At 55.7% G+C, this 19,358-nt stretch carries 25 protein-coding genes, 1 tRNA gene and 1 riboswitch; of the genes, 19 read left to right on the top strand and 7 right to left on the bottom strand.

The window, feature by feature from the left end; all coding sequences use genetic code 11:
• Positions 1–70: 70 nt before the first annotated feature.
• A riboswitch (FMN riboswitch) is annotated at positions 71–223 on the bottom strand.
• A 63-nt stretch (positions 224–286) separates the two neighbouring features.
• The 5 genes from K5Q35_RS05945 to K5Q35_RS05925 all read left to right on the top strand — a co-directional run bounded on the left by K5Q35_RS05945 (position 287) and on the right by K5Q35_RS05925 (position 4,484).
• Complete coding sequence (locus K5Q35_RS05945; protein WP_220798854.1) at positions 287–913, top strand: FMN-binding negative transcriptional regulator; 627 nt, start codon at positions 287–289, stop codon at positions 911–913.
• A 42-nt stretch (positions 914–955) separates the two neighbouring features.
• Positions 956–1,567 carry a glutathione S-transferase gene (locus K5Q35_RS05940; RefSeq protein WP_220798853.1) on the top strand — a complete coding sequence of 204 codons (612 nt, stop codon included), beginning with the start codon at positions 956–958 and terminating at the stop codon, positions 1,565–1,567.
• 197 nt (positions 1,568–1,764) lie between these two features.
• Positions 1,765–2,325 (top strand): ubiquinol-cytochrome c reductase iron-sulfur subunit, encoded by a 561-nt coding sequence (gene petA / locus K5Q35_RS05935; RefSeq protein WP_013963818.1) that lies wholly within the window; start codon positions 1,765–1,767, stop codon positions 2,323–2,325.
• A gap of 12 nt (positions 2,326–2,337) precedes the next feature.
• The gene (locus K5Q35_RS05930; protein ID WP_013963817.1) at positions 2,338–3,681 is read left to right on the top strand and encodes a cytochrome b N-terminal domain-containing protein; all 1,344 of its coding nucleotides are present in this window, start codon (positions 2,338–2,340) and stop codon (positions 3,679–3,681) included.
• 14 nt (positions 3,682–3,695) lie between these two features.
• Entirely contained in the window at positions 3,696–4,484 is a 789-nt protein-coding gene (locus tag K5Q35_RS05925; protein ID WP_220798852.1) for a cytochrome c1, read from the top strand.
• A 362-nt stretch (positions 4,485–4,846) separates the two neighbouring features.
• Here the strand turns inward: K5Q35_RS05925 and K5Q35_RS05920 are convergent, their stop codons facing one another.
• The 5 genes from K5Q35_RS05920 to dapF all read right to left on the bottom strand — a co-directional run bounded on the left by K5Q35_RS05920 (position 4,847) and on the right by dapF (position 8,431).
• Positions 4,847–5,002, bottom strand: a complete 156-nt coding sequence (locus tag K5Q35_RS05920) for a hypothetical protein (RefSeq protein ID WP_220798851.1) — start codon at positions 5,000–5,002, stop codon at positions 4,847–4,849.
• A 124-nt stretch (positions 5,003–5,126) separates the two neighbouring features.
• Positions 5,127–5,801: a Crp/Fnr family transcriptional regulator gene (locus K5Q35_RS05915; RefSeq protein WP_013963814.1), complete on the bottom strand. Its 675-nt coding sequence runs from the start codon at positions 5,799–5,801 to the stop codon at positions 5,127–5,129.
• A 100-nt stretch (positions 5,802–5,901) separates the two neighbouring features.
• Complete coding sequence (locus K5Q35_RS05910) at positions 5,902–6,261, bottom strand: putative quinol monooxygenase (RefSeq protein ID WP_220798850.1); 360 nt, start codon at positions 6,259–6,261, stop codon at positions 5,902–5,904.
• 86 nt (positions 6,262–6,347) lie between these two features.
• Positions 6,348–7,601, bottom strand: coding sequence for a tRNA (N(6)-L-threonylcarbamoyladenosine(37)-C(2))-methylthiotransferase MtaB (gene mtaB, locus K5Q35_RS05905; RefSeq protein WP_220798849.1), 1,254 nt, complete (start codon positions 7,599–7,601; stop codon positions 6,348–6,350).
• Positions 7,598–8,431: a diaminopimelate epimerase gene (gene dapF, locus K5Q35_RS05900; RefSeq protein ID WP_220798848.1), complete on the bottom strand. Its 834-nt coding sequence runs from the start codon at positions 8,429–8,431 to the stop codon at positions 7,598–7,600. Before dapF ends, mtaB begins: the two co-directional genes overlap by 4 nt.
• A gap of 107 nt (positions 8,432–8,538) precedes the next feature.
• Here dapF and K5Q35_RS05895 point away from each other — a divergent pair.
• The 4 genes from K5Q35_RS05895 to K5Q35_RS05880 all read left to right on the top strand — a co-directional run bounded on the left by K5Q35_RS05895 (position 8,539) and on the right by K5Q35_RS05880 (position 11,592).
• Positions 8,539–8,614 (top strand) — tRNA-Lys (locus K5Q35_RS05895).
• Positions 8,615–8,755: 141 nt separating this feature from the next.
• Complete coding sequence (locus K5Q35_RS05890) at positions 8,756–9,994, top strand: integrase family protein (protein ID WP_220798847.1); 1,239 nt, start codon at positions 8,756–8,758, stop codon at positions 9,992–9,994.
• Positions 9,995–10,109: 115 nt separating this feature from the next.
• On the top strand, positions 10,110–10,343 hold the full coding sequence (locus K5Q35_RS05885; RefSeq protein WP_220798846.1) for an AlpA family transcriptional regulator: 234 nt from the start codon (positions 10,110–10,112) through the stop codon (positions 10,341–10,343).
• A complete protein-coding gene (locus K5Q35_RS05880) occupies positions 10,336–11,592 on the top strand; it encodes a hypothetical protein (RefSeq protein ID WP_220798845.1) in 1,257 nt (418 codons plus the stop codon). Before K5Q35_RS05885 ends, K5Q35_RS05880 begins: the two co-directional genes overlap by 8 nt.
• Here the strand turns inward: K5Q35_RS05880 and K5Q35_RS05875 are convergent.
• The gene (locus K5Q35_RS05875; protein ID WP_220798844.1) at positions 11,589–11,741 is read right to left on the bottom strand and encodes a hypothetical protein; all 153 of its coding nucleotides are present in this window, start codon (positions 11,739–11,741) and stop codon (positions 11,589–11,591) included. The genes K5Q35_RS05880 and K5Q35_RS05875 overlap by 4 nt on opposite strands.
• Positions 11,742–12,668: 927 nt before the next feature.
• Here K5Q35_RS05875 and K5Q35_RS05870 point away from each other — a divergent pair.
• The 8 genes from K5Q35_RS05870 (at position 12,669) to K5Q35_RS05835 (ending at position 17,770) form a co-directional block, all read left to right on the top strand.
• Complete coding sequence (locus K5Q35_RS05870) at positions 12,669–12,959, top strand: hypothetical protein (RefSeq protein WP_220798843.1); 291 nt, start codon at positions 12,669–12,671, stop codon at positions 12,957–12,959.
• Between the two features lie 3 nt (positions 12,960–12,962).
• The gene (locus K5Q35_RS05865) at positions 12,963–14,351 is read left to right on the top strand and encodes a DUF4055 domain-containing protein (protein WP_220798842.1); all 1,389 of its coding nucleotides are present in this window, start codon (positions 12,963–12,965) and stop codon (positions 14,349–14,351) included.
• A 2-nt stretch (positions 14,352–14,353) separates the two neighbouring features.
• The gene (locus tag K5Q35_RS05860; RefSeq protein WP_220798841.1) at positions 14,354–14,992 is read left to right on the top strand and encodes a hypothetical protein; all 639 of its coding nucleotides are present in this window, start codon (positions 14,354–14,356) and stop codon (positions 14,990–14,992) included.
• 107 nt (positions 14,993–15,099) lie between these two features.
• Positions 15,100–15,465 carry a hypothetical protein gene (locus K5Q35_RS05855; RefSeq protein WP_220798840.1) on the top strand — a complete coding sequence of 122 codons (366 nt, stop codon included), beginning with the start codon at positions 15,100–15,102 and terminating at the stop codon, positions 15,463–15,465.
• Between the two features lie 70 nt (positions 15,466–15,535).
• Positions 15,536–16,078: a hypothetical protein gene (locus K5Q35_RS05850; protein ID WP_220798839.1), complete on the top strand. Its 543-nt coding sequence runs from the start codon at positions 15,536–15,538 to the stop codon at positions 16,076–16,078.
• Complete coding sequence (locus K5Q35_RS05845; RefSeq protein WP_220798838.1) at positions 16,078–16,305, top strand: hypothetical protein; 228 nt, start codon at positions 16,078–16,080, stop codon at positions 16,303–16,305. The genes K5Q35_RS05850 and K5Q35_RS05845 overlap by 1 nt, the downstream gene beginning before the upstream one ends.
• On the top strand, positions 16,302–17,078 hold the full coding sequence (locus tag K5Q35_RS05840) for a terminase large subunit domain-containing protein (RefSeq protein ID WP_220798837.1): 777 nt from the start codon (positions 16,302–16,304) through the stop codon (positions 17,076–17,078). The genes K5Q35_RS05845 and K5Q35_RS05840 overlap by 4 nt, the downstream gene beginning before the upstream one ends.
• A complete protein-coding gene (locus K5Q35_RS05835) occupies positions 17,066–17,770 on the top strand; it encodes a hypothetical protein (RefSeq protein WP_220798836.1) in 705 nt (234 codons plus the stop codon). Before K5Q35_RS05840 ends, K5Q35_RS05835 begins: the two co-directional genes overlap by 13 nt.
• 141 nt (positions 17,771–17,911) lie before the next feature.
• Here K5Q35_RS05835 and K5Q35_RS05830 read toward each other — a convergent pair whose 3' ends face one another.
• Positions 17,912–18,334 (bottom strand): hypothetical protein, encoded by a 423-nt coding sequence (locus K5Q35_RS05830; RefSeq protein ID WP_220798835.1) that lies wholly within the window; start codon positions 18,332–18,334, stop codon positions 17,912–17,914.
• Between the two features lie 70 nt (positions 18,335–18,404).
• Here K5Q35_RS05830 and K5Q35_RS05825 point away from each other — a divergent pair, with 70 nt between their 5' ends.
• Both K5Q35_RS05825 and K5Q35_RS05820 read left to right on the top strand, forming a co-directional pair.
• Entirely contained in the window at positions 18,405–18,716 is a 312-nt protein-coding gene (locus K5Q35_RS05825; RefSeq protein WP_220798834.1) for a hypothetical protein, read from the top strand.
• 370 nt (positions 18,717–19,086) lie between these two features.
• Positions 19,087–19,332, top strand: coding sequence for a hypothetical protein (locus tag K5Q35_RS05820; RefSeq protein ID WP_220798833.1), 246 nt, complete (start codon positions 19,087–19,089; stop codon positions 19,330–19,332).
• Positions 19,333–19,358: the final 26 nt, after the last annotated feature.

Here is a 19,358-nt window from a genome sequence, read left to right as displayed (position 1 = left end):
TTTTTTGCGGTCGACACGTCCACCCAAGGCGATCACGTCCGCGAAAAGGCACAGGCGTGCCTTCTTGCGGTCGCATTCTCTTTCATCCGGACTATGACCGTCGGCTCTGGCATCTCACCAGATCTGCTGACACCTTTCAGTTCGGGAAAGGCCGCTCGCGGGCTCGTAAGGTCAGGCCCCACATACCGCCGGTGGGGAATTTCGCCCCGCCCTGAGAATACGCCAAGGTTGCCAATAGTTTCAAAAATCTGCAAGACCAAATACGACACACTACAAAGGCAAAACGATGCACCCGAACCCGGCTTTTCACACGCGACAAGAGATCGAAAACCTTGCCTTCGCGCGCGAACGAGGCTTCGGCGTGCTTGCGGTGAATGGTGAAAATGGCCCGCTTTTGTCTCATATCCCGTTTCTTGTGGATGACGACGGCAAAACGGTCTGGCTGCATCTTGTACGCTCCAACCCGATTGTGCGCGCGCTGACAGAAAACCGCGCGGCCAGAATCGCGGTGTCTGGCCCCGACAGTTACATTTCGCCCGATTGGTATGGTGTGATCGATCAGGTGCCCACATGGAATTACGTGGCTGTACATCTCATCGGAGAGCTTGAGTTGCGCCCGCAGGACGAGTTGCACGGCATTCTGGATCGGCAATCGGCGCATTTCGAGGATCGACTTGTCCCCAAACAACCATGGACGACAGATAAGATGTCGGATGGCGTGATGACACGCATGATGCGCGCGATTGTGCCCTGCCGGATGGTTCTGACGTCGGTTGAGGGAACTTGGAAGCTTAATCAGAACAAAGCGCCCGAAGTACGACAGAGTGCTGCCGATCATGTTGACGCCTATGGTCAGGGCACCGAGTTGAAACTGTTGTCGGCACTGATGCGCGCGGTGGATGGACAGAGCTAGCGGCTCTGATACCATCGTTATATATATAGTGAGGGCCATCCGATGAAACTCTACCATTCGCCAGCGTCACCCTTTGTGCGCAAAGTCACCGTTTTGTTGCATGAGCTTGGTCAGACCGATGCTGTGACGCTGAAAACGGTCACGACGACAGCGCTTGCGTCGGATGAGGCGCTCAAGACGGCCAATCCGCTGGCGCGTTTGCCTGCCCTTGAACGCGACGACGGCATTACCCTCTATGACAGCCGCGTGATTACGGCCTATCTCAATGATTTGTTCAACGGCACGTTTTATCCGCAGAACTCGTCGCGCTGGGAAACACTGACCTTGGAAGCGACAGGGGACGGTATCATGGATTCAGGTGTATCCATGGTTTACGAATTGCGCCTGCGGGATGCCGAACGGGTCTCGCAAGCGTGGATCGACGCGCAGTGGGCAAAAATCGAGCGCACGCTTTTTGCCCTGAACACACGTTGGATCAGCCATTTGTCAGGGCCATTGACGATGGGGCATATTTCGGTGGCTTGTGCCTTGTCCTACCTCGATTTCCGACATGATGCGCGCAACTGGCGAGAGGGAAACGAAGCGTTGGCGAAATGGCACGCGGGTTTTGATTCGCGCCCCTCAATGCGTGCGACTCACCCGCCAGCGGCATGAACCTTTCCCAACCGTTTAAAAAAACAGCCCGAATCCGTGTTTTTGTCAAAAACATTAGGGGACTGCGACGGTTTGCGCGTTTAAGGTCACTGGACTGAACCAAACCACGGCGCTACATAGCCCAACAAGCAAATGTCGTGTTCTACGCGGCCAAATCGCTATTGGCCGTATAACCGGCCCCTAAGAGGAGTAAACCTGTGTCGCATGCAGAAGACCACGAAGGCACCCGGCGGGATTTCCTTTACTACGCCACGGCAGGAGCCGGTGCAGTAACCGCTGGGGCCGCAATTTGGCCTTTGGTCAATCAAATGAACCCGACAGCCGACGTTTTGGCCTTGTCATCCATCCGCGTTGACGTGAGCGGGATCGAGCCCGGCACGCAGTTGACCGTGAAATGGTTGGGCAAGCCCGTATTCGTCCGTCGCCGGACCCAAGAGGAAATCGACGCCGCACGCGCCGTTGATCTTGCCGATTTGCCGGACCAATTGGCTGAAAACGCCAACATCGCCCCTGATGCGGATGCATCCGATGAGAACCGTTCACTGGATGAAAGCGGCGAGTGGCTAGTGATGATGGGCGTTTGCACGCACTTCGGCTGCGTACCGCTCGGCGATGCGGGTGATTATGACGGGTGGTTCTGCCCCTGCCATGGTTCACACTACGACACCTCCGGCCGCATTCGCAAAGGTCCAGCACCAACAAACCTGCCGGTACCAACAGCAGTATTCGTGGATGATACCACGATCCAACTCGGGTAAGGGAGAAAACGAATGGGTGGAATTCCTCACGATCACTACGAGCCAAAGGCAGCCTGGGAGAAAAGTCTCGCCAAGCGCCTGCCGATTGTTGGCTTGATGTACGACACACTAATGATCCCGACACCGAAGAACCTGAACTGGATGTGGATTTGGGGTATCGTCCTCACATTCGTACTGGTTTTGCAGATCGTCACGGGCATCGTCCTCGCAATGCACTACACGCCGCATGTGGACCACGCCTTCGCATCGGTTGAGCACATCATGCGCAACGTGAATGGCGGCTATATGCTGCGATACATGCACCAAAACGGCGCGTCGCTCTTCTTTGTCGCGGTCTATGCGCACATCCTGCGCGGGCTATATTACGGCTCTTACAAGGCACCACGCGAGATTACGTGGATCATCGGCATGCTGATTTACGTGCTTATGATGGGCACGGCCTTTATGGGCTACGTTCTGCCATGGGGTCAGATGTCCTTCTGGGGTGCGACCGTTATCACCGGCCTGTTCGGCGCGGTTCCTTTCGTTGGTGAAGCGCTGCAGACTTGGCTGCTGGGTGGACCAGCGGTGGACAATGCGACCTTGAACCGCTTCTTCTCTCTGCACTATCTGCTGCCCTTCGTTATTCTGGGGCTGGTTGTGGTGCACATTTGGGCCTTCCACACCACGGGCAACAACAACCCGACAGGCGTGGAAGTGCGTCGGACGTCCAAGGAAGAAGCAGAAAAAGACACGCTGCCATTCTGGCCCTACTTCGTCATGAAGGACCTCTTTGCGCTGGCGGTTATCCTTGCGGTGTACTTCGCAATCGTAGGCTTTATGCCAAACTACCTTGGCCACCCGGACAACTACATTGAAGCCAACGCGCTTGCGACGCCTGCACACATCGTGCCCGAATGGTACTTCCTGCCGTTCTACGCCATTTTGCGTGCGTTCGATGATACTGTCTGGGCAGTGCAACTGGCATCCTTCATCACCGGTGGTATCGTCGATGCCAAGTTCTTCGGTGTGCTTGCGATGTTCGGTGCGATCGTCGTGATGGCGCTGGCCCCTTGGCTGGACACATCATCTGTTCGCTCCGCACGCTACCGTCCCATGCTGAAGTGGTGGTTCTGGGTGTTCGTCGTGAACTTCTTTGTGCTGATGTGGGTTGGCGCAATGCCTGCCGAAGGTATCTACCCGGTCATTGCCTTGATTGGGTCCGCCTACTGGTTCGCGTATTTCCTGATCATCCTGCCGTTGCTGGGTGTGATCGAAAAGCCGCTGGCACGGCCAGAAACCATCGAAGCCGACGTCGCCGCCCAAAAAGCTGCCGCAAATGGTGGATCGCAACCGCTGGCAACACCGGCCGAGTAAAGGAACAAAAGAAAATGTTCAGAAGACTTATACTGAGTGCTGTGGCGACCTTTGGGTTTGCCACGGCGGGTCTGGCGGCTGGCGCCTATGACACGCATATCGAAGACTTCGACTTTTCGTTCGAAGGGCCTTTCGGAACTTTCGATCAAAACCAGCTGCAGCGGGGCCTTCAGGTTTATACTGAAGTCTGTGCCGCATGCCATGGATTGAAGTTCGTTGCGATCCGCTCGCTGTCCGAAGAGGGTGGCCCAGCGATGCCAGAAGATCAGGTCCGGGCCTATGCTGAGAACTTCGAAGTCTACGATGAGGAAATCGAAGATTTCCGTCCTGCTAAGCCGGCAGATCACTTTCCGGAATCCGGTTTGGAGAATGCGCCTGACTTGAGCCTGATGGCCAAAGCGCGTGCGGGTTTCCACGGGCCTTATGGCTTGGGGATCAACCAGTTCTTCAAGGGTATTGGTGGTCCTGAGTACATCGCTTCGCTCCTGACAGGCTATACAGGCGAAGAGAAAGAAGAAGCAGGCATCGTATTGTATGAGAACACGGCCTTCCCCGGCGGCTGGATCTCAATGGCGCCGCCACTGGATGACGAGCTTGTCGAATTTGCGGACGGCCATGCAAATGACCTGCATCATCTTTCAGAAGACGTCTCCGCGTTTCTGATGTGGACCGCTGAACCTAAAATGATGGCACGCAAACAGGCCGGTTTTGTCGGCGTACTTTTCCTGACGATCCTGTCAGTACTGTTGTACCTGACAAACAAACGGATCTGGGCGCCTGTTAAAGGCAAGAAGTCAGCCTGATAAACGCTTTCCATTCCTGAAAAGAAACAACCCCCCGAGCACGAGCGGCTTGGGGGGTTGTCTGTCTGCACCTATAAAAAGGCTAATAACAGACCCTGGGGAGAGTAAAAATCAGAGGGGTATCCAAAATTCGTCAGTTTCGCTGGCCTTAGGCCACTCAAAAAACCAACCAGATTCCCCCTCTGGACCGTGAAATAATTTCCCTTGTTACCTTTGAAACACCTGTTGCGAGGCTTTCTACTTTTTACCGGTCACTTCAATACCTAACAAATACCTAACATCTGATTCGAGTTCTGTGATCTTGTTCACACAAGGCTGAATTAGTTTTGTAAAAGGGAAACCCACCGCATTTTTCCCCTCAATTATTTTTGGTGTTTGTCTTGCGTCTCGTTCACGATCGACTGAGTTGCGCGCACCTCACGATCAGTCTCTATCAGCCACGTAATCATGGCTTTGACAGGCGAGGGTTTTTGCGGTGTATTGTGCTTCACAAATGAATTTTCAGGATCGCGTTCCATAATCTGGCTCCTTTGAAATATAGGCCCACGTCGGGGACACTTGCCGCAGGTGAAAATATCCCTGCCAGCTTTCAATATGGTATAAACGCCAGGCGCAGTCTGTGACCCTAATCACATGGATGCATCAAATGTGATGCAGGTCCGCCATGATCTGCAGGGCGTTGCGGTCGATAACTCTTACGCCGCCCCGCGTGGCGTCAATGACCCCCGCTCGCTTCCAAAGAGAGAGCGTTTTGGAAACTGCTTCTCTGGTCGCACCGACGAACTCTGCCAGTTCGGCTTGGGACAAATTCAAAAGCCCGAGATCGTCCGATCCGTCTATCGTAAGGTACAATATTTTACGCGCAAGCCGTGCTGGCATGGGAAGGAACACCTGCTCGTTCAACTGGCTGCTCATCCAACGCAGCCGCTCACCCGCCAGCTGTATAAGGTCAATCCCCAGCTCTGGCGACTTGCGAATGGCTGCAAGAATATCGGCGTTCTTAACGCCACGTACGCGGCAGGGCTCAAGCGCCGTCACTGTGGCTGTGCGCGTGCCGGGATCAAATAGCGCAATCTCACCGAAAAGCGCGCCGGGGCGCATAACATCCAATGACAGTTTGCGCCCTTCCCGTGATATGATGCTGAACTCAAGGCTGCCCGAGACGATCGCATAAAGCGCATCACCGGTATCGCCTTGCTCAAAAAGCACCTCGCCTTCGCTTAAATCAACTTCCGTCGCGACTGAGTTCAACAGATCGGACAAGTTCTGCGAGGCATGCGCCAAAAATCCTGTTTTTGGCAACTCCGAACTGTCCATTGTACTCCAATCCCCGATTTCTGTGTTTTCAAGTGAAAGAAACTTGTACCAGTCACACTGTTTTATAGCCGTCTAGATTACGCAAAACACACGTTCTGTTTTATCGTATGAAACCGCCGACGCCGATATCAAAGGTCGCGCCAAGGCTGCCAAGAGCATTTCTGACATCTTCGTTGGCTGGACCATACACACGAAAGAGGCTGGGCTCAAATAAAGCAAAAAACCTTTCCGCAAAATGATCCTCGAAATTCTTCAGATGAACCATGACCGCAGCGCAATCCGCATATCGCTCAACAACAGAACACCGACTTCTATCTTCCGAAAGATAGTATTCGTAAATCAATGCACCCGGTTCATTCGCCTTTGTGGCGCTGACTATTTCATCGACGAGTTGCTCGACCGCATCTATGTCGTCATCGCGCACATTCATTTCCAGAATCCACTGGATGTGTTTTGTCATCAAAAATCTCCCTCAGGTAGCGTGAAGGTTAATGGCCAATACGCTATTTTGTCACGGGGTTTTCGCCTGAGATTTGAATTTTTCCGCTACGCCTGCAATGCGGCGCCGACGGTCCCTTCAATGCGCAGCGAGACAATCGTACCTTCGCTTTGAGGTGTCGACACCTGAACCTCGGTGAACTGTTCGGTACGACCCATCAGGGGGCTTTCCATTAGAACGCTGTGCGTTTTACCCACCTGAGCGAAGAGATGTCGTTGCACTTGCGCATCACCGGCAGCACGCAACTGCGACGCACGTTCCTTGATGATCTGACCATGCACCGCTGGCATCCGTGCGGCGGGCGTACCGGGGCGTGCGGAGTAGGGAAAAACATGCAGCCAGGTCAGGTCGCATTCCTGTACCAATGCCAGAGAGTTTTCGAACATCGCGTCAGTTTCGGTCGGGAAACCCGCAATGATATCAGCGCCAAAAGTCATATCCGGACGCAACCGCCGCGCATCCTGTGCGAAACGGATGGCGTCATCCCGCAAATGCCGCCGTTTCATCCGTTTCAGGATCATGTCATCACCGTGCTGCAATGACAGGTGCAAATGTGGCATCAACCGCGGTTCGGTGGCAATGGCCCGCATCAGGTTTTCGTCAACTTCGATACTGTCAATTGAGCTGATCCGCAGACGCGGTAAGTCCGGTACAAGCCTGAGGATGCGCATCACCAGATCACCAAGTTTTGGCGCAGCCGGTAGATCTGCCCCCCAACTTGTCAGATCCACGCCCGTCAGGACGACTTCGTTGAAGCCTTTGTCCACCAGACGTTTGATCTGATCGATTACAACACCGGCAGCTACCGAACGCGAGTTGCCTCGGCCATAAGGGATGATGCAAAATGTGCAGCGATGGTCGCATCCGTTTTGCACCTGAACATACGCACGGCTGCGGGTGCCAAACCCGTCAATAAGATGACCTGCCGTCTCGGTCACAGACATGATGTCATCGACCTGCACCGCTTCACTTTCGCCTATGAAATCCGCGGCCAGCGCGTTCCATGTGTCGCCCTGCATCTTTTCCGTGTTACCAATGACAGCATCGACTTCGGGCATCGCCGCAAACGTCTGCGGCTCCGTCTGAGCGGCGCAGCCGGTCACGATAAGGCGTGCGGACGGGTTTTCCCGGCGCAGTTTACGTATTGTGCTGCGCGCTTTTCGCACCGCTTCGCCGGTTACCGCACAGGTGTTGACAACCACAGCATCCGAAAGTCCCGACTGCGCGGCGAGCTTTTTCATCGCTTCGGTTTCATAGGCATTCAAACGGCAGCCCAAGGTCGTGAACTTTGGGGCGCTCATGCAAGGTTGGCCAGATAAGACGGCGTAAGCGTACCGGAAAACACATGCTGCGTCGGGCCGGTCATCCAAACGCCATCGTCGCGCCAGTCAATCTCCAAGCGACCGCCATCCAGATCAATCTGAACCTTGCGCCCCGTCAACCCGCGCCGGGCTGCCGCAACCGCCACGGCGCAACTGGAAGACCCCGACGCCAGCGTTATCCCCACACCACGTTCCCAAACCCGCATGCGTATCTGGTCAGGCCCTGTAATCGAGGCAAACTGTACATTTGTCCGCTGTGGGAACAGTTCATGGTGTTCGAATTGGGCACCAAGCTTTGCAACGTCTATCTGCATGGCGTCATCCACAAAGAAGGTACAATGCGGATTGCCCATACCAGTCGCAGTGGGTCCACCCTCTATCGGGAGCTCAAGCGTGTCCATCTCGCGCGCAAGAGGCACCTCGGTCCAATCAAGCTGTGGCGCACCCATATTGACCGAGGTCTGACCATTTGCCGCACGGCACGCGGCCAGCACGCCCCGGTCCGTGGATAAGGTAACATCCGAAGCCCCAGTCTGCGCCATGATATAATCGGCAATGCAGCGCGTCGCATTCCCACAGGCCAACGAAACAGAGCCATCCGCATTGAAGAACGCGAGGTGCACCCCGGTTTTTGTGTTTGTTATCAAGGCAAGTTGGTCAAATCCAACGCCGGTATGTCGGTTGGCCAGAGCTTGCGCAAACAGCGGCGTAACTCCGATCGACCGTACACGCGCATCCAAAACGACAAAGTCGTTCCCCAGCCCGTGCATCTTCATGAAGGGCAAACCGCTATCGTCTTTCTGGTACATTGCGGCGATATAAGCCGATGCGTCCGAACTATCCAGTGGAACCTTTGGAAAACACTGATTTAAGGGCTTGACCCGCTCGCCCCACCTTTCTAAGTACACCGCTTAGTGGGCCGTTAGCTCAGTTGGTAGAGCAACTGACTTTTAATCAGTGGGTCGCAGGTTCGAACCCTGCACGGCTCACCACTGAAACACCAGTCAAACCGGTGTTTTGCAACGAAAAATCCATTGTTTTTCAGATGCTTCTCAAATCTGTGGTTGGGTTTGAGTACGGTTAGAACATAACATGAACCTTGTAAAATTTTGACGTTACAAGGAGTGCATGGGATGCCACAGATTACATTCAACGACCGCGCGGTCGCGAAAATCACCACGGACAAGACGACTTGGTTCACAGATTCGACCGTCAGGGGCCTGCGCCTATGCGTGACCAAGACAGGCACGAAGACGTGGTGGGTCAACAAGTGGGACCCGACGAAACAGAAGACGCGCGCGATCAAACTCGGACAGTGGGCGAACACAGGCACGCACTGCGCTTGGGCGAAGAAGCAGGTGGGCGCGACGACTTTGCAGATCGTTGAGGGGCACGCGATCACGCGCAACGAGCGGGCAGCAGAAAAGCAGAAGCTTGGCATCCCAACATTCGGTGAGGCGTTCGACCAGTACATTGAACACCGCATGGGCGCGCGGGCATCTGGCAAGAAGCCGATGGTTGAGAAGACGGCAAAGGACTACCGTCACACGTTCAACCGCGAACTCGGCGCGTGGGCGCACGTGCATGTGGACGAACTGCCGATCCTCGAGATCAACCAACACCTGAATGCCTTGCAGTTGCGCGTGCCGCATTCCGCCCGCATGGCATCGACGGTTGCAGGTGCGGTTGTGCGGTTCGTCAACAAGTTCTGCGCGCTCGCCTTGCCTATCCCGTCCACGCTCGACAACACAGTGACACGGTCGCGGGTTGAGACAGGCAAACTCGACATGACCGTTCCACTGTCTGCGCGCTGGGCAGAGATCGAACAGGTGAAGAACGACCACATCCGTCTATGGTGGATGGTCACGACGCTTGCAGGGTTTCGGCAGGAGACGTCTCGGGCGTTGTCATGGGACGACATTGATTTGGAGCTTGGCGTCGTGACCTTCTCGCGCTCAAAGCACACCTACGACCGTGAGATCGTCTTGTCGGATCGTGTCGTCGCGCTGTTCAAGGAGTTGCACGAGATCAAGATGGACGACTGCAACTGGGTGTTCCCGTCGCGGCGTATCATTGGGGACGTGCGCGGGCACATTGGTCAGGTGGACGCGATTGGTGAGGACGTGGTCACGCGCGCGGGAGACGTTCGGCATTACTGGATGTCCGCCGGACGCGAACACGCGCCGACGCATGTCTTGCGCTGGCTTGCGCAACAGACGTTGACGGCAGGTGACCTGAATATGCTCGGGCATTACGGCAAGCCGTCGCATGAGGCCCAAAGGGCGGCGGCAGACGCAATCGCGAATGCCTTGTGGCGGCAGATCGAGGCAGCACCTTTGTCTGTCGTTGCATTGAAACGCGAGTGTGCTTAATCTCAAGATATCCGCCTACCCCTCAGTGCGTTGTGACCTGACTGAGCGCGTAGGCCGCAGACGCAGATGGAGCAGGTAGCGTCGCGGTCATGGGCCTTCCAACGAGGACCTAAAGATGACCGACATTCTATCTGCCATTGCAGAACTGCGTCGCGATATGCGCCGCTCTGAACCACCCCTTATCATGACCCCATCCGAGTGCGCCGAGGTGATCGGCGTCACCGAGGACACGCTCCTGCATTGGCGCAAAGACGCCATGGGACCGCCATATTCAAAACCTACAAGTCGGTGCGTCAGGTATCTGCGCGACGACGTGGTCGCTTGGTTGGAGGAGCATCGCAATGGGTGAGAAACATTCGCAACGCGTCTTTGACGACGCAGAAGCCGTGCGCCGCTTCACCTTGAAACAGAATCGCCGCGTCGAGACGTGGTTCTTGGAAAACTGGGAACGCCTCGACGGCATCACGGGTCCCATCCACAAGAGCACCGTGTCGCGCGCACTCACGTCCAATCCTGTTGTCGAACCTGTCGCCGCTGCCATGGACGTCCTGTTTGAGGAGATGCGCGACGACCCGTGGGAATGGTGCAAGCCGCCCGAGGACGTGGACGACCTGACCAACTACGCGCCGCTCAACTGGTGGTTCAAAACCTTGTCGCCTGCCATGTCGTGGGCGCGGTTCGAACGTGCGAAGGCCCATCCTTTGGTAGGTGACGAGCGCGAGCTTGTGCAAGAGCGCTTCGACACGTGGCGGGAACGCCTGCGCGCGGCATGTGATCAGTTCAAGGAGGATCGCCGTCTTGTGCGTGCGCTCGAGGCGGACATGAACCCTGAGTATCAGGTATGGGCGGACTACGGGCACGGGTGGCAGCTTGCATACTCGCTTGAAGAAGCAGACCGCTCGGAGAAATCGGTCAGGAAGATCAAACGTCGCGCAGGCAACCCAGGACTGCACGGATGCACAGGCGAGGAGATAGGTCTTGCGCTTGCGCTCGCAGATGCCACCTTGACGCTTCCTGATGTTGAGGGTGCGCGGTTGACTTATGCACGTCCGCGCGTCGTGCCCGAGACAGATCACATCTCAGAACCTGTGGAACCTTGGAACGGCGACGAGTTCGACGGGGTCGAGGTGGAGCGTATCAGCCCGAAGACGGATGAGCATGAGTTCTTCAAACGCTACCAGAAGGAAGGCGTCGAATCTGTTAGGACGCTGCACTTCGAGTTCATGCACAACGTCCGCTACTACTGGGACGGTCAACGGTATCAGATCGAGGACGTGCAGAAGTTCGTCAAAATGCGGGAAGTGAATTTCTCGGGGCGCGCGCCGACAGAGTGGCGCGATCTGACAGATGCCGAGCGGTTGTTCTTCGAGACAGGATTGATCAAAGAGCAAGAGACGCGGGAAGAGTTCTTGGCGCAGCGGGAGGAGTGGATCGACATGGTCCTGCGGGAAAGTGACTCTGGTCGCACGCGGGAACAGGTCGCGGATCAGTTTGAGGTTGTTTTGGATTGGATCGACGACGAGGCGGTACTTGATGAACAACGGGAGATCAATCGTGCCCGCCTCGCCTTTCGTCGCACGTTGAGGCGGCGGGCCTAGGCGACCTCGCGCACCTGTTCAGGAAAGAGGGAAAGCATGACTGTGCGACGTGTCGCGCGGTCAACGCGGTCGTGCAGCCATTGAGAGCACAAGGTTGGGGAATGCAGTGCGCCTGCGCGGGCAAGGCGTTCGCGGTAGTGTTGTATCATGGTCGGGCCTCCATGGGTTGTTGGGTTGATGTGTTGAATATACGGGACAGGTGGGTGGGTTTGCGACCAAGATCGCAGATGCCATGGGCACGGATGCAGATACTGCGTGCTACATGCGGCAACTACGTGCGTGCGTGCGTATGTGCGCGTAAAACGACAACAGTGGTGTGATCCAGCACTGTTGTTGCAGCAGTGAAAGATTTGAAGAAAGTGATGCAGTATGCGCAGTATGTGCAGCACATTGATTGAGAACAATAGGTTAGCGGTTGTTTGTGTGCAGTACTGGTGCAGTGTCGGAACAGAGATCGTTCAGTTTTCGATGTTTTTGAGGACGCGCGCACGCGCACGCGTAATTGCGCGCACGCGTATGCAACGCGAGTGTTCTGGTTCGAGCCACACGAAGCGCAGAAGCGCGCCTATTCTGGTATTTCCACCGGGGAAACTGACTAAATATCAGTACGTCTAGGCACAAATACACTGAGCAATCAATGCGTTAGCATGCCGTCAGTGTGTGAAATATCCTTGTAAACCGCAGGATCACCCCCGACCACCCCCTTTCTGAGACACGTGGGACCCCACCCCACGCAGAAATAGAAGCATCAAAAACCACGTTTTCCCCGCCCGCCGTGGAAACACTACGCATGAAAACCCCTGCAACGCCGCCAGAGCCTAAATGTGCTCGGTGACACGCCGGTGTCTCGACATTTTCCGACTACTCACCCCCGACACGTCGCAACCGCGTTCTATGACGCGCTTTTGCGCACCTTCGAAATGTGACGTTCCACCTCAAACTTCGGTGTCACCGCCATCCCGCCCTGTTCTACATTCGTTCTCGAGAACAGGCCCTTGTCGGGAGGTGTCGTTCTCAAGGAGTCTCCTCTCCTGTCAAAAGCGCCTCCCGATGTTCAAACCGAAGGAGGACCCACAGTGGTACCTTACACCTCACTTACCGCCACCGTTGATGGCACAAGCGCGACCCTCGTCGCGAAAACCCTGAGTACAAGCGCTCCCCTGATTGTCAAAGGCGCGAGCTATCCCAAAGGCCCAACACTCGCCGATGATCTTGAAGCGTGCCTTTCTGTTGATCACGAAGGTGCCAAGCGCGGCACGTATCGGATCGACACGGTCAGCTTTGGCGTCGTCCTGCACAACGACGGCGGGCAGATGACCATCCCTTGGCAGCACATCACGGATGTGGTCGCCCAACTGAGGGCGTAACCGATGAAGATTCAACACCGCACCTATGACACCCGTCTTGCTGAGTACAACAAGATTCGGGACGTGATCGAAGGCGAGGACCGTCTCAAGAAGCAGGGTGAACTCTATCTGCGTCGGCCGGAAGGCATGTCGCAGAAGGCCTATTCTGACTATGTCAAAGGTGCGGCGTTCTACGCCGTCGCCGAGCGCACGCTGCGCGGGATGGTGGGCGCGGCAACGCGCAACCGCCCGATTGTCGAACTGCCTCGCCGCATCGAATCTATGCGCAACGTCGCGACCTTCGACGGCAACACCTTGGAGACACTGATTGAGGACAGCTTGCGCGAAGTCCTGAGCATCGGGCGGTACGCCCTCCTGCTCGACTTCCCAAGTCAACCTGAGAATTCACTCGCCGTGCCGCACATCTCGCCCTTCAACGCAGAAGCAATTCTGGATTGGCGCGAGGAGTTACACGACGGCAAGAACAAGCTGACCATGCTGCGTCTGTACGAGGACAACGAGGACCTCGACGATTCCGGTGTGGAACAGCACCTAGTGTTGACTCTGGAACCTGCCTACACCGTCCGTCGCGTCCACGTGACACGGCGTCCAACGGGAGACGGCAGGTCTCAGGTCACAGAAGAGCAGGTGGGCCAAGACATTATCCCGACTGTCAACGGCTCACCTCTCTTCGATATTCCGGCGGTGATCATTTCCGCCTACAACCTCAAGATCGACGTGGAGAAGCCACCTTTTCTTGATCTCGTCAACGTCAACCTCGCCCACTGGCGCGGGTCGGCGGATTATGAGCACGCCCTTTACCGCACGTCGCAACCGACGCCTTGGATCGCGGGCAATGTCAACGCCGAGAACAAACCTGAGATGATCGGCGCGGGCGCATTCTGGATTCTTCCTGAGGGCGCGACGGCAGGCATGCTCGAGTTTACGGGCGCGGGCATTGCGGCGCAGAAAGAGGCGATGGACGACAAGGTGGCGCAGATGGCGACACTGGGCGCGCGCATGGTTTACGACGGCAAGGGGCGGAACGAGACGAGCGACACGGCGAAATTGCGCCACCGTTCTGAATTGTCCCTCCTGCACTCGTCCGTGAACATGGTCGAGGCGGGTATTGTGCGCCTCCTGCGTATCGCCGCCGAATGGACGCAACCGAACACGGCAGATCAGGTATCTGTCCAGATCAATCGCGACTTCATCACGGCGCAGATGGATCCTGCTGTTCTCACGGCGCTGCTCAAGGCATGGCAGTCAGGCGCGATCTCGCACGACACCTTCCTGATGAACCTGAAGAAAGGAGAACTGATGGACGTGGCACGTTCGCTCGACGACGAGAAAGACATGATCGAAGAAGACGAGGCAGGACAAGGATTGGTACTGCCCTTCACGGGAGCGTAGGCATGGCGGCTGACCCGACGACTGCCCTCGCCTGTGCCGTGATCCGCAACACCTTCCTCGACCTGTCACTGACGGTCAGCAAGGCGTCGGATTCGATGGGCCTCAAAGCAACCGAACGCCGGGACGCAATCCTGTTTCTCACCGCCCGCTCGGGATCGTGGGCGCAGGCGCGCGAATTCTGGTGCATAGCGGCGGACATCAACCCCGATAACGTCCGCAAGCGTGCAATCGCGTTTCTGACGGACGACGACACCATGCTGGACACCTTGAAGAATACAGAAGCGCGCCGCACCTATCACTCGCGCGCACTCGAGAACCTGCGCATATCGCGGGAGGTATATCGCGAGTTGCAGTTGCAAGGCACGTCTGACCGTCCTGCACCTGTTCGCCGCACCCTTCGGCGCACAGTCAGAATGTCGCACCGCCAACAACTCCTGAACGACCTGCCAAACCGTATCATGCCGCTCCTGACCAAACCAAAACGCCTGCGCGAAATCCTTTGGGAGCTTGAAGGGGTGGCAGGCAATGATGCTATCCACACCGCCATTCGGAAATTGGTTGAGCGCGGCGAAGTGATTGAGGTGGATAAGAAATTTGTCCAAGCAGCACCTAAAAGCGCGCTTGCGGCAGCATGCGGGTAGGTCCGAATATGTTTGTACGGTTTGGGTGAGGCCCGAGATCTTCGTTTGGAAAAAACAAGACGGCGGGGCGCGAGCTCCGCCGTTTCACTTTTCCAAAGGAGGACCAAATGTCCGATACCAACGACGACCAAGCCGCCGCCATGATCAAGGCTCTTGCACCGAAACTCGCGGAGGCGATCATGCCTCAGATCGTGGAGTCCGTGGAGGAGCAGATTCAGGGCATCAAAGCCAAGAACGACGAACTGCTGGGCACCCTCAAAGGCATGAAGGACAAGCAGGAGGCGGAACAACTCAGCGCCATCGCGCAGAAGCAAATCCGCGAACGCCTGAACAATGACCAAGGCATCTCGAATGACGACACGCCGAAAGCCATCACTCTGAGCAAGGAAGACGCCCGCGACGTGCGCAAGTATCGTGCGGCGCGTGAACGGGCCCAGAAGGAAGGCGTCGAACTGGTCGTTGACCGTGGTTAGGAAACGCCAGTTGATACCTGGCAAGTTTCAGGAACCGAAACCGAAGAAGGTGCGGAAGAAGCAGCGGGAGATGAAAGATCTCCCGCAAGAAAAACTCGACCAGATCGCGCGGGATATTGTTCTGGGTCGCATGACCATGAACGCCGCCGCGAACAGCATCGGGTTTTCCAACACCTCAGTCGCCCGCTACATGTCCACTGTCACCGAGGCGGATCGTGTCGCGATCCTTGCGCAAGCCGCCCATGACGCGAAACTCCGCGACGCCATGACCAACGTCGAGGTTCTGGAGGCGTTCGGTGAGGACACGGACAAGGACCTCAAGTGGGTTCTGCGGGAACTCAAAACACTGCTCGAAGACGCCAAGGGCGACGAGGATCGGCAAATCCAACTCGGCACGCTCAAGGAATTGCGCGCAAGCCTGATGGCACTCGCTGACCTGTCTGGGAAATTGAACCGGCGGATGGAGGTTCACCTGAACCTCAACGAAAGTCCTCAATTCCTGCAACTGCGGGAGATCATCCTGCGCGTGCTCGAGCATCACCCAGAGGCAAAGCGTTCCTTCCTGCAGGAGATGCAGGCGCTGAACGTGATCCAAGCAAAGGCATTACCCTGATGGCATGGCAAGAATTGAAATTGACGGGCACGCTCCTGCGCGAGAAAGGGTTCTCGGTTTTGTCCGTTTGGTCACCGAGCCAGAACCTAACCCCATCGGTGGTTTACGTCCGGTGGCAGCACGTGCCCGACATATCCGAAAAGACGAAGGCGGAATACTGGGTCATGGCACCTGATATCCGCCATCTCACGCCCACGGAAACCCCGAAGGGCGCGCCTTGGGCATGATCCACGACCCGCATCTCCTCTCCTATTTGCAGGGTCTCACCGTCAGCTTGGATCCCATTGAACGGTTCAAGCTGGCGGTCGGGGAGCCTGACGAATGGCAGAACACGCTCCTGCAAACCAATCCGCGTTTAAACGAGGCGGACAGAATGGTGCTCGCATTATGCGGGAGGCAGTCGGGGAAATCGACCACTGCGGGAGGTCTTGGTTATGACGACTTTTCGAAAGGCAAGATGGTCATCCTGACCGCGCCGTCGTTGCGTCAGTCAACAGAATTGTTCCGCCGCATCCTCGAGTTCAAGAACACCGATCCCTTTTGCCCGCCCATCGTGCGCCAGACGCAGACGGAACTTGAGGCGCACCCGTCCCACGGCGGACGGATCATCGTTGTGCCCGCGACCGATCAGGCGCGCGGTATGACGGCAGACACCATCATCGCAGACGAGGCCTGCTTCCTCGACGACGACGCGCTGACCGCGTTCTTCCCAATGCGGAAGGAGACGGGTCGCATCTTCCTTCTGTCCACGCCGAACCTGCGGCAGGGTTTCTTCTATGACACTTGGGTGAGTAAGACGCAGGTGACGCGCATCATGGCGCGGTCAATCGACGTGCCGCGCCGTCGCGCGCAGGTCGAGTTCGACCGCAAGACAATGCCCGAAGCGACATTCCGCCGCGAGCACCTTTGCGAGTTCGTCGGATCAGGCACACCGCTTGTGTCTTGGGAAACGCTCGAGGGCGCATCAAACAAGGAGGTCCGCGCACTGTGTCTGACCTAGTATTCCGCAAGGACGGTTCAGTCGTCCTCCCATCGAACGCCGACCCTGCATCTCACGGATGCCAAGTGGTCGGTTGGTGTCGTCATGCCGTCGGCATGGATCTTGGTCGCAACGACCCATCCGCAATCGTCGCCATCCGCGATGAATGCTACCCCGAGTTTACGGGCTCTGGATTTCAGCAGCAGCTTGGCGAACGTCGGCGTACCGTCGTCTTTCAGGAGACGGTTCAACTGTACTCCTACACCGATCTTGCCGACTACCTCGTCCATCGCCTGCAACAGATTCCGAACTGGCAATTGACCATTGACGCGTCAGGCCTAGGCGCGCCGTTCTCGTCCACCCTCGACCTCGCGGGCATCGAGCACAACGCCGTCGTGATGACTGCGGGCGCGTCCTTGTCGCGTGAGGGGCGCAAGATCACCTGTTCCAAATCCCTGCTGATCGAGAACATGGCCGTGGGCCTCGAGACGGGCGCACTGACGGTCGCGAGCGACCTCGACGGGAAGCAGGACCTGCTGAACGAGATTGCCTCTTTCGAACTGACCTCGACCTCTGCGGGCAACCTTGTGCTTGCGGGTGGCGGAAAGGGGCACCACGCTGACCGTGGCATCGCTCTTGCACTCGCCTACCTGTCAACGACGCACCTCAGCACGCGTCAGGTTCTGGTCAGCACCCTAAAGAATTGGTCATAAACCCGCGTCTCTCGTCGCGCTCGTTGCAATCGACGGTGTAGTTTGCCCGGTGAGATCGACGAGCGACCCGGTTCAAAAATGCCTTAACTGGGTTTTGGTGGTCAGCGAAACGATTGCGCCTTAGCTGAAACGCCAACGCGTCTACGACTGTTGCTGCAGTCTGGCTTTTCGAACTTTGTGGTAAGCTGACTTGATTGTCTCAAAAAGGTCGGGATCAAGTTCATGTACATCAATGTACTTCCAAAGCGCCTGCTCCAAATTTGCATCTTCGGATATTTGCCATGCGGCGACCCAATCGAAGATGTGGGCGTAGTCGTGAGGCGACTTTTCTCCAAGTCGTTTCTGTTTTCGTTTCCGAATTACAGGTACTTCAAGTTGATTGGTTAGTGCGATCTCCAAGTCATCATGCGGATCGAAAGCGTCAACCTTATCCATGAGTGCCGCGAAATAGTCAGACACCCATTTAGGCGCACCGTCCAATTTGGTCGACATAATCGCCCATGCCATGAACGCATCGCCTTCCTCATCTGAGTTGAGGAAATCTATATCCTGCTCAACTGACAACCTTCGTCTCCTTTGAAACAACCGTAGTACGCCAACAAGGCGAAATTTAGTCTCATAAGGAGAAAATATCGTGAAGACCTTAAACTTAAGCGACGGAATTCAGGTCGAGAGCAAAAATAGTCTACTAGAAAAACTCTCGAGCAATTCTGCCAACATGCTTGTTCCATTGTCTGACCTCGAATCCATGCTGGAATACGAAATTACTCAGCGGTGTCGTAGGAAAGTGACCAAACGCCTTGCACTTCAACTCGCGAAGGCAGTCCTTCAAGATGATCATGATGGCATGTTCTTCGCAGAAAAATTGGCGATGCGGCTTCTGATGCGTTTACGCAAGGAAGTGGCATTGAAAGAAATATATATTGAAAGGCCTGCGAAGAGGTAGGCAGGTATTGAAATCAATGACGAGCGGCGATCAAGCCGCTCGTCGTCTCGGCATCATTCTCTCTTCACATTTTTTACATTTCAGTGAGTTCCAATAATTCTATTATATTGAGTTACTTACTGGCGCCATGTGGCAAAAAAATTGAAAAAAATGCGACAAAATCTCTATTAATTTGCAAATATTCATCCGCATATTCTCCCGTAATCCACAAAAATGCTCTCTCATTTCTCCAATTTATACAGACAATAATCGAATATATTGATGAATATTCTGTCTTATATGTTGACTAAGTGCGTTGAATTCTTAGTTTTAGAGGGGTTTAGGTGATTCTGAGCCTGAAATATCTTCAAAACTGACAGCGAGTGTTCAATTGGAAGAGAATACATCTGCAAGAAATGCCGCAAAGCATGAGAAGTTCCGTGAACTTGCGGAGGGTCGCACAAACAAGGCGCTAGAGGCAATCGGTCGGATTGGTAACTTATCCAACCGCTCTCTTTATGCATGGGAAGAGGGGGAGGTGCGCAAAGTCATAAAAGCGCTTCGCGACGCGGTTGGAGAGGTTGAAACAAAGTTCAAGTCACCAAAAGGCAGGCCTGAAAATAAATTCAAGCTCTAACATTTTTTAGCGCTCCAAAAAGATGA

The organism is Roseobacter sp. OBYS 0001, assembly GCF_019654895.1.
Lineage (GTDB): Bacteria > Pseudomonadota > Alphaproteobacteria > Rhodobacterales > Rhodobacteraceae > Roseobacter > Roseobacter litoralis.
The sequence above is the reverse complement of the archived record's forward strand: the minus strand, read 5'-3'. Positions and strand labels throughout refer to the sequence as shown.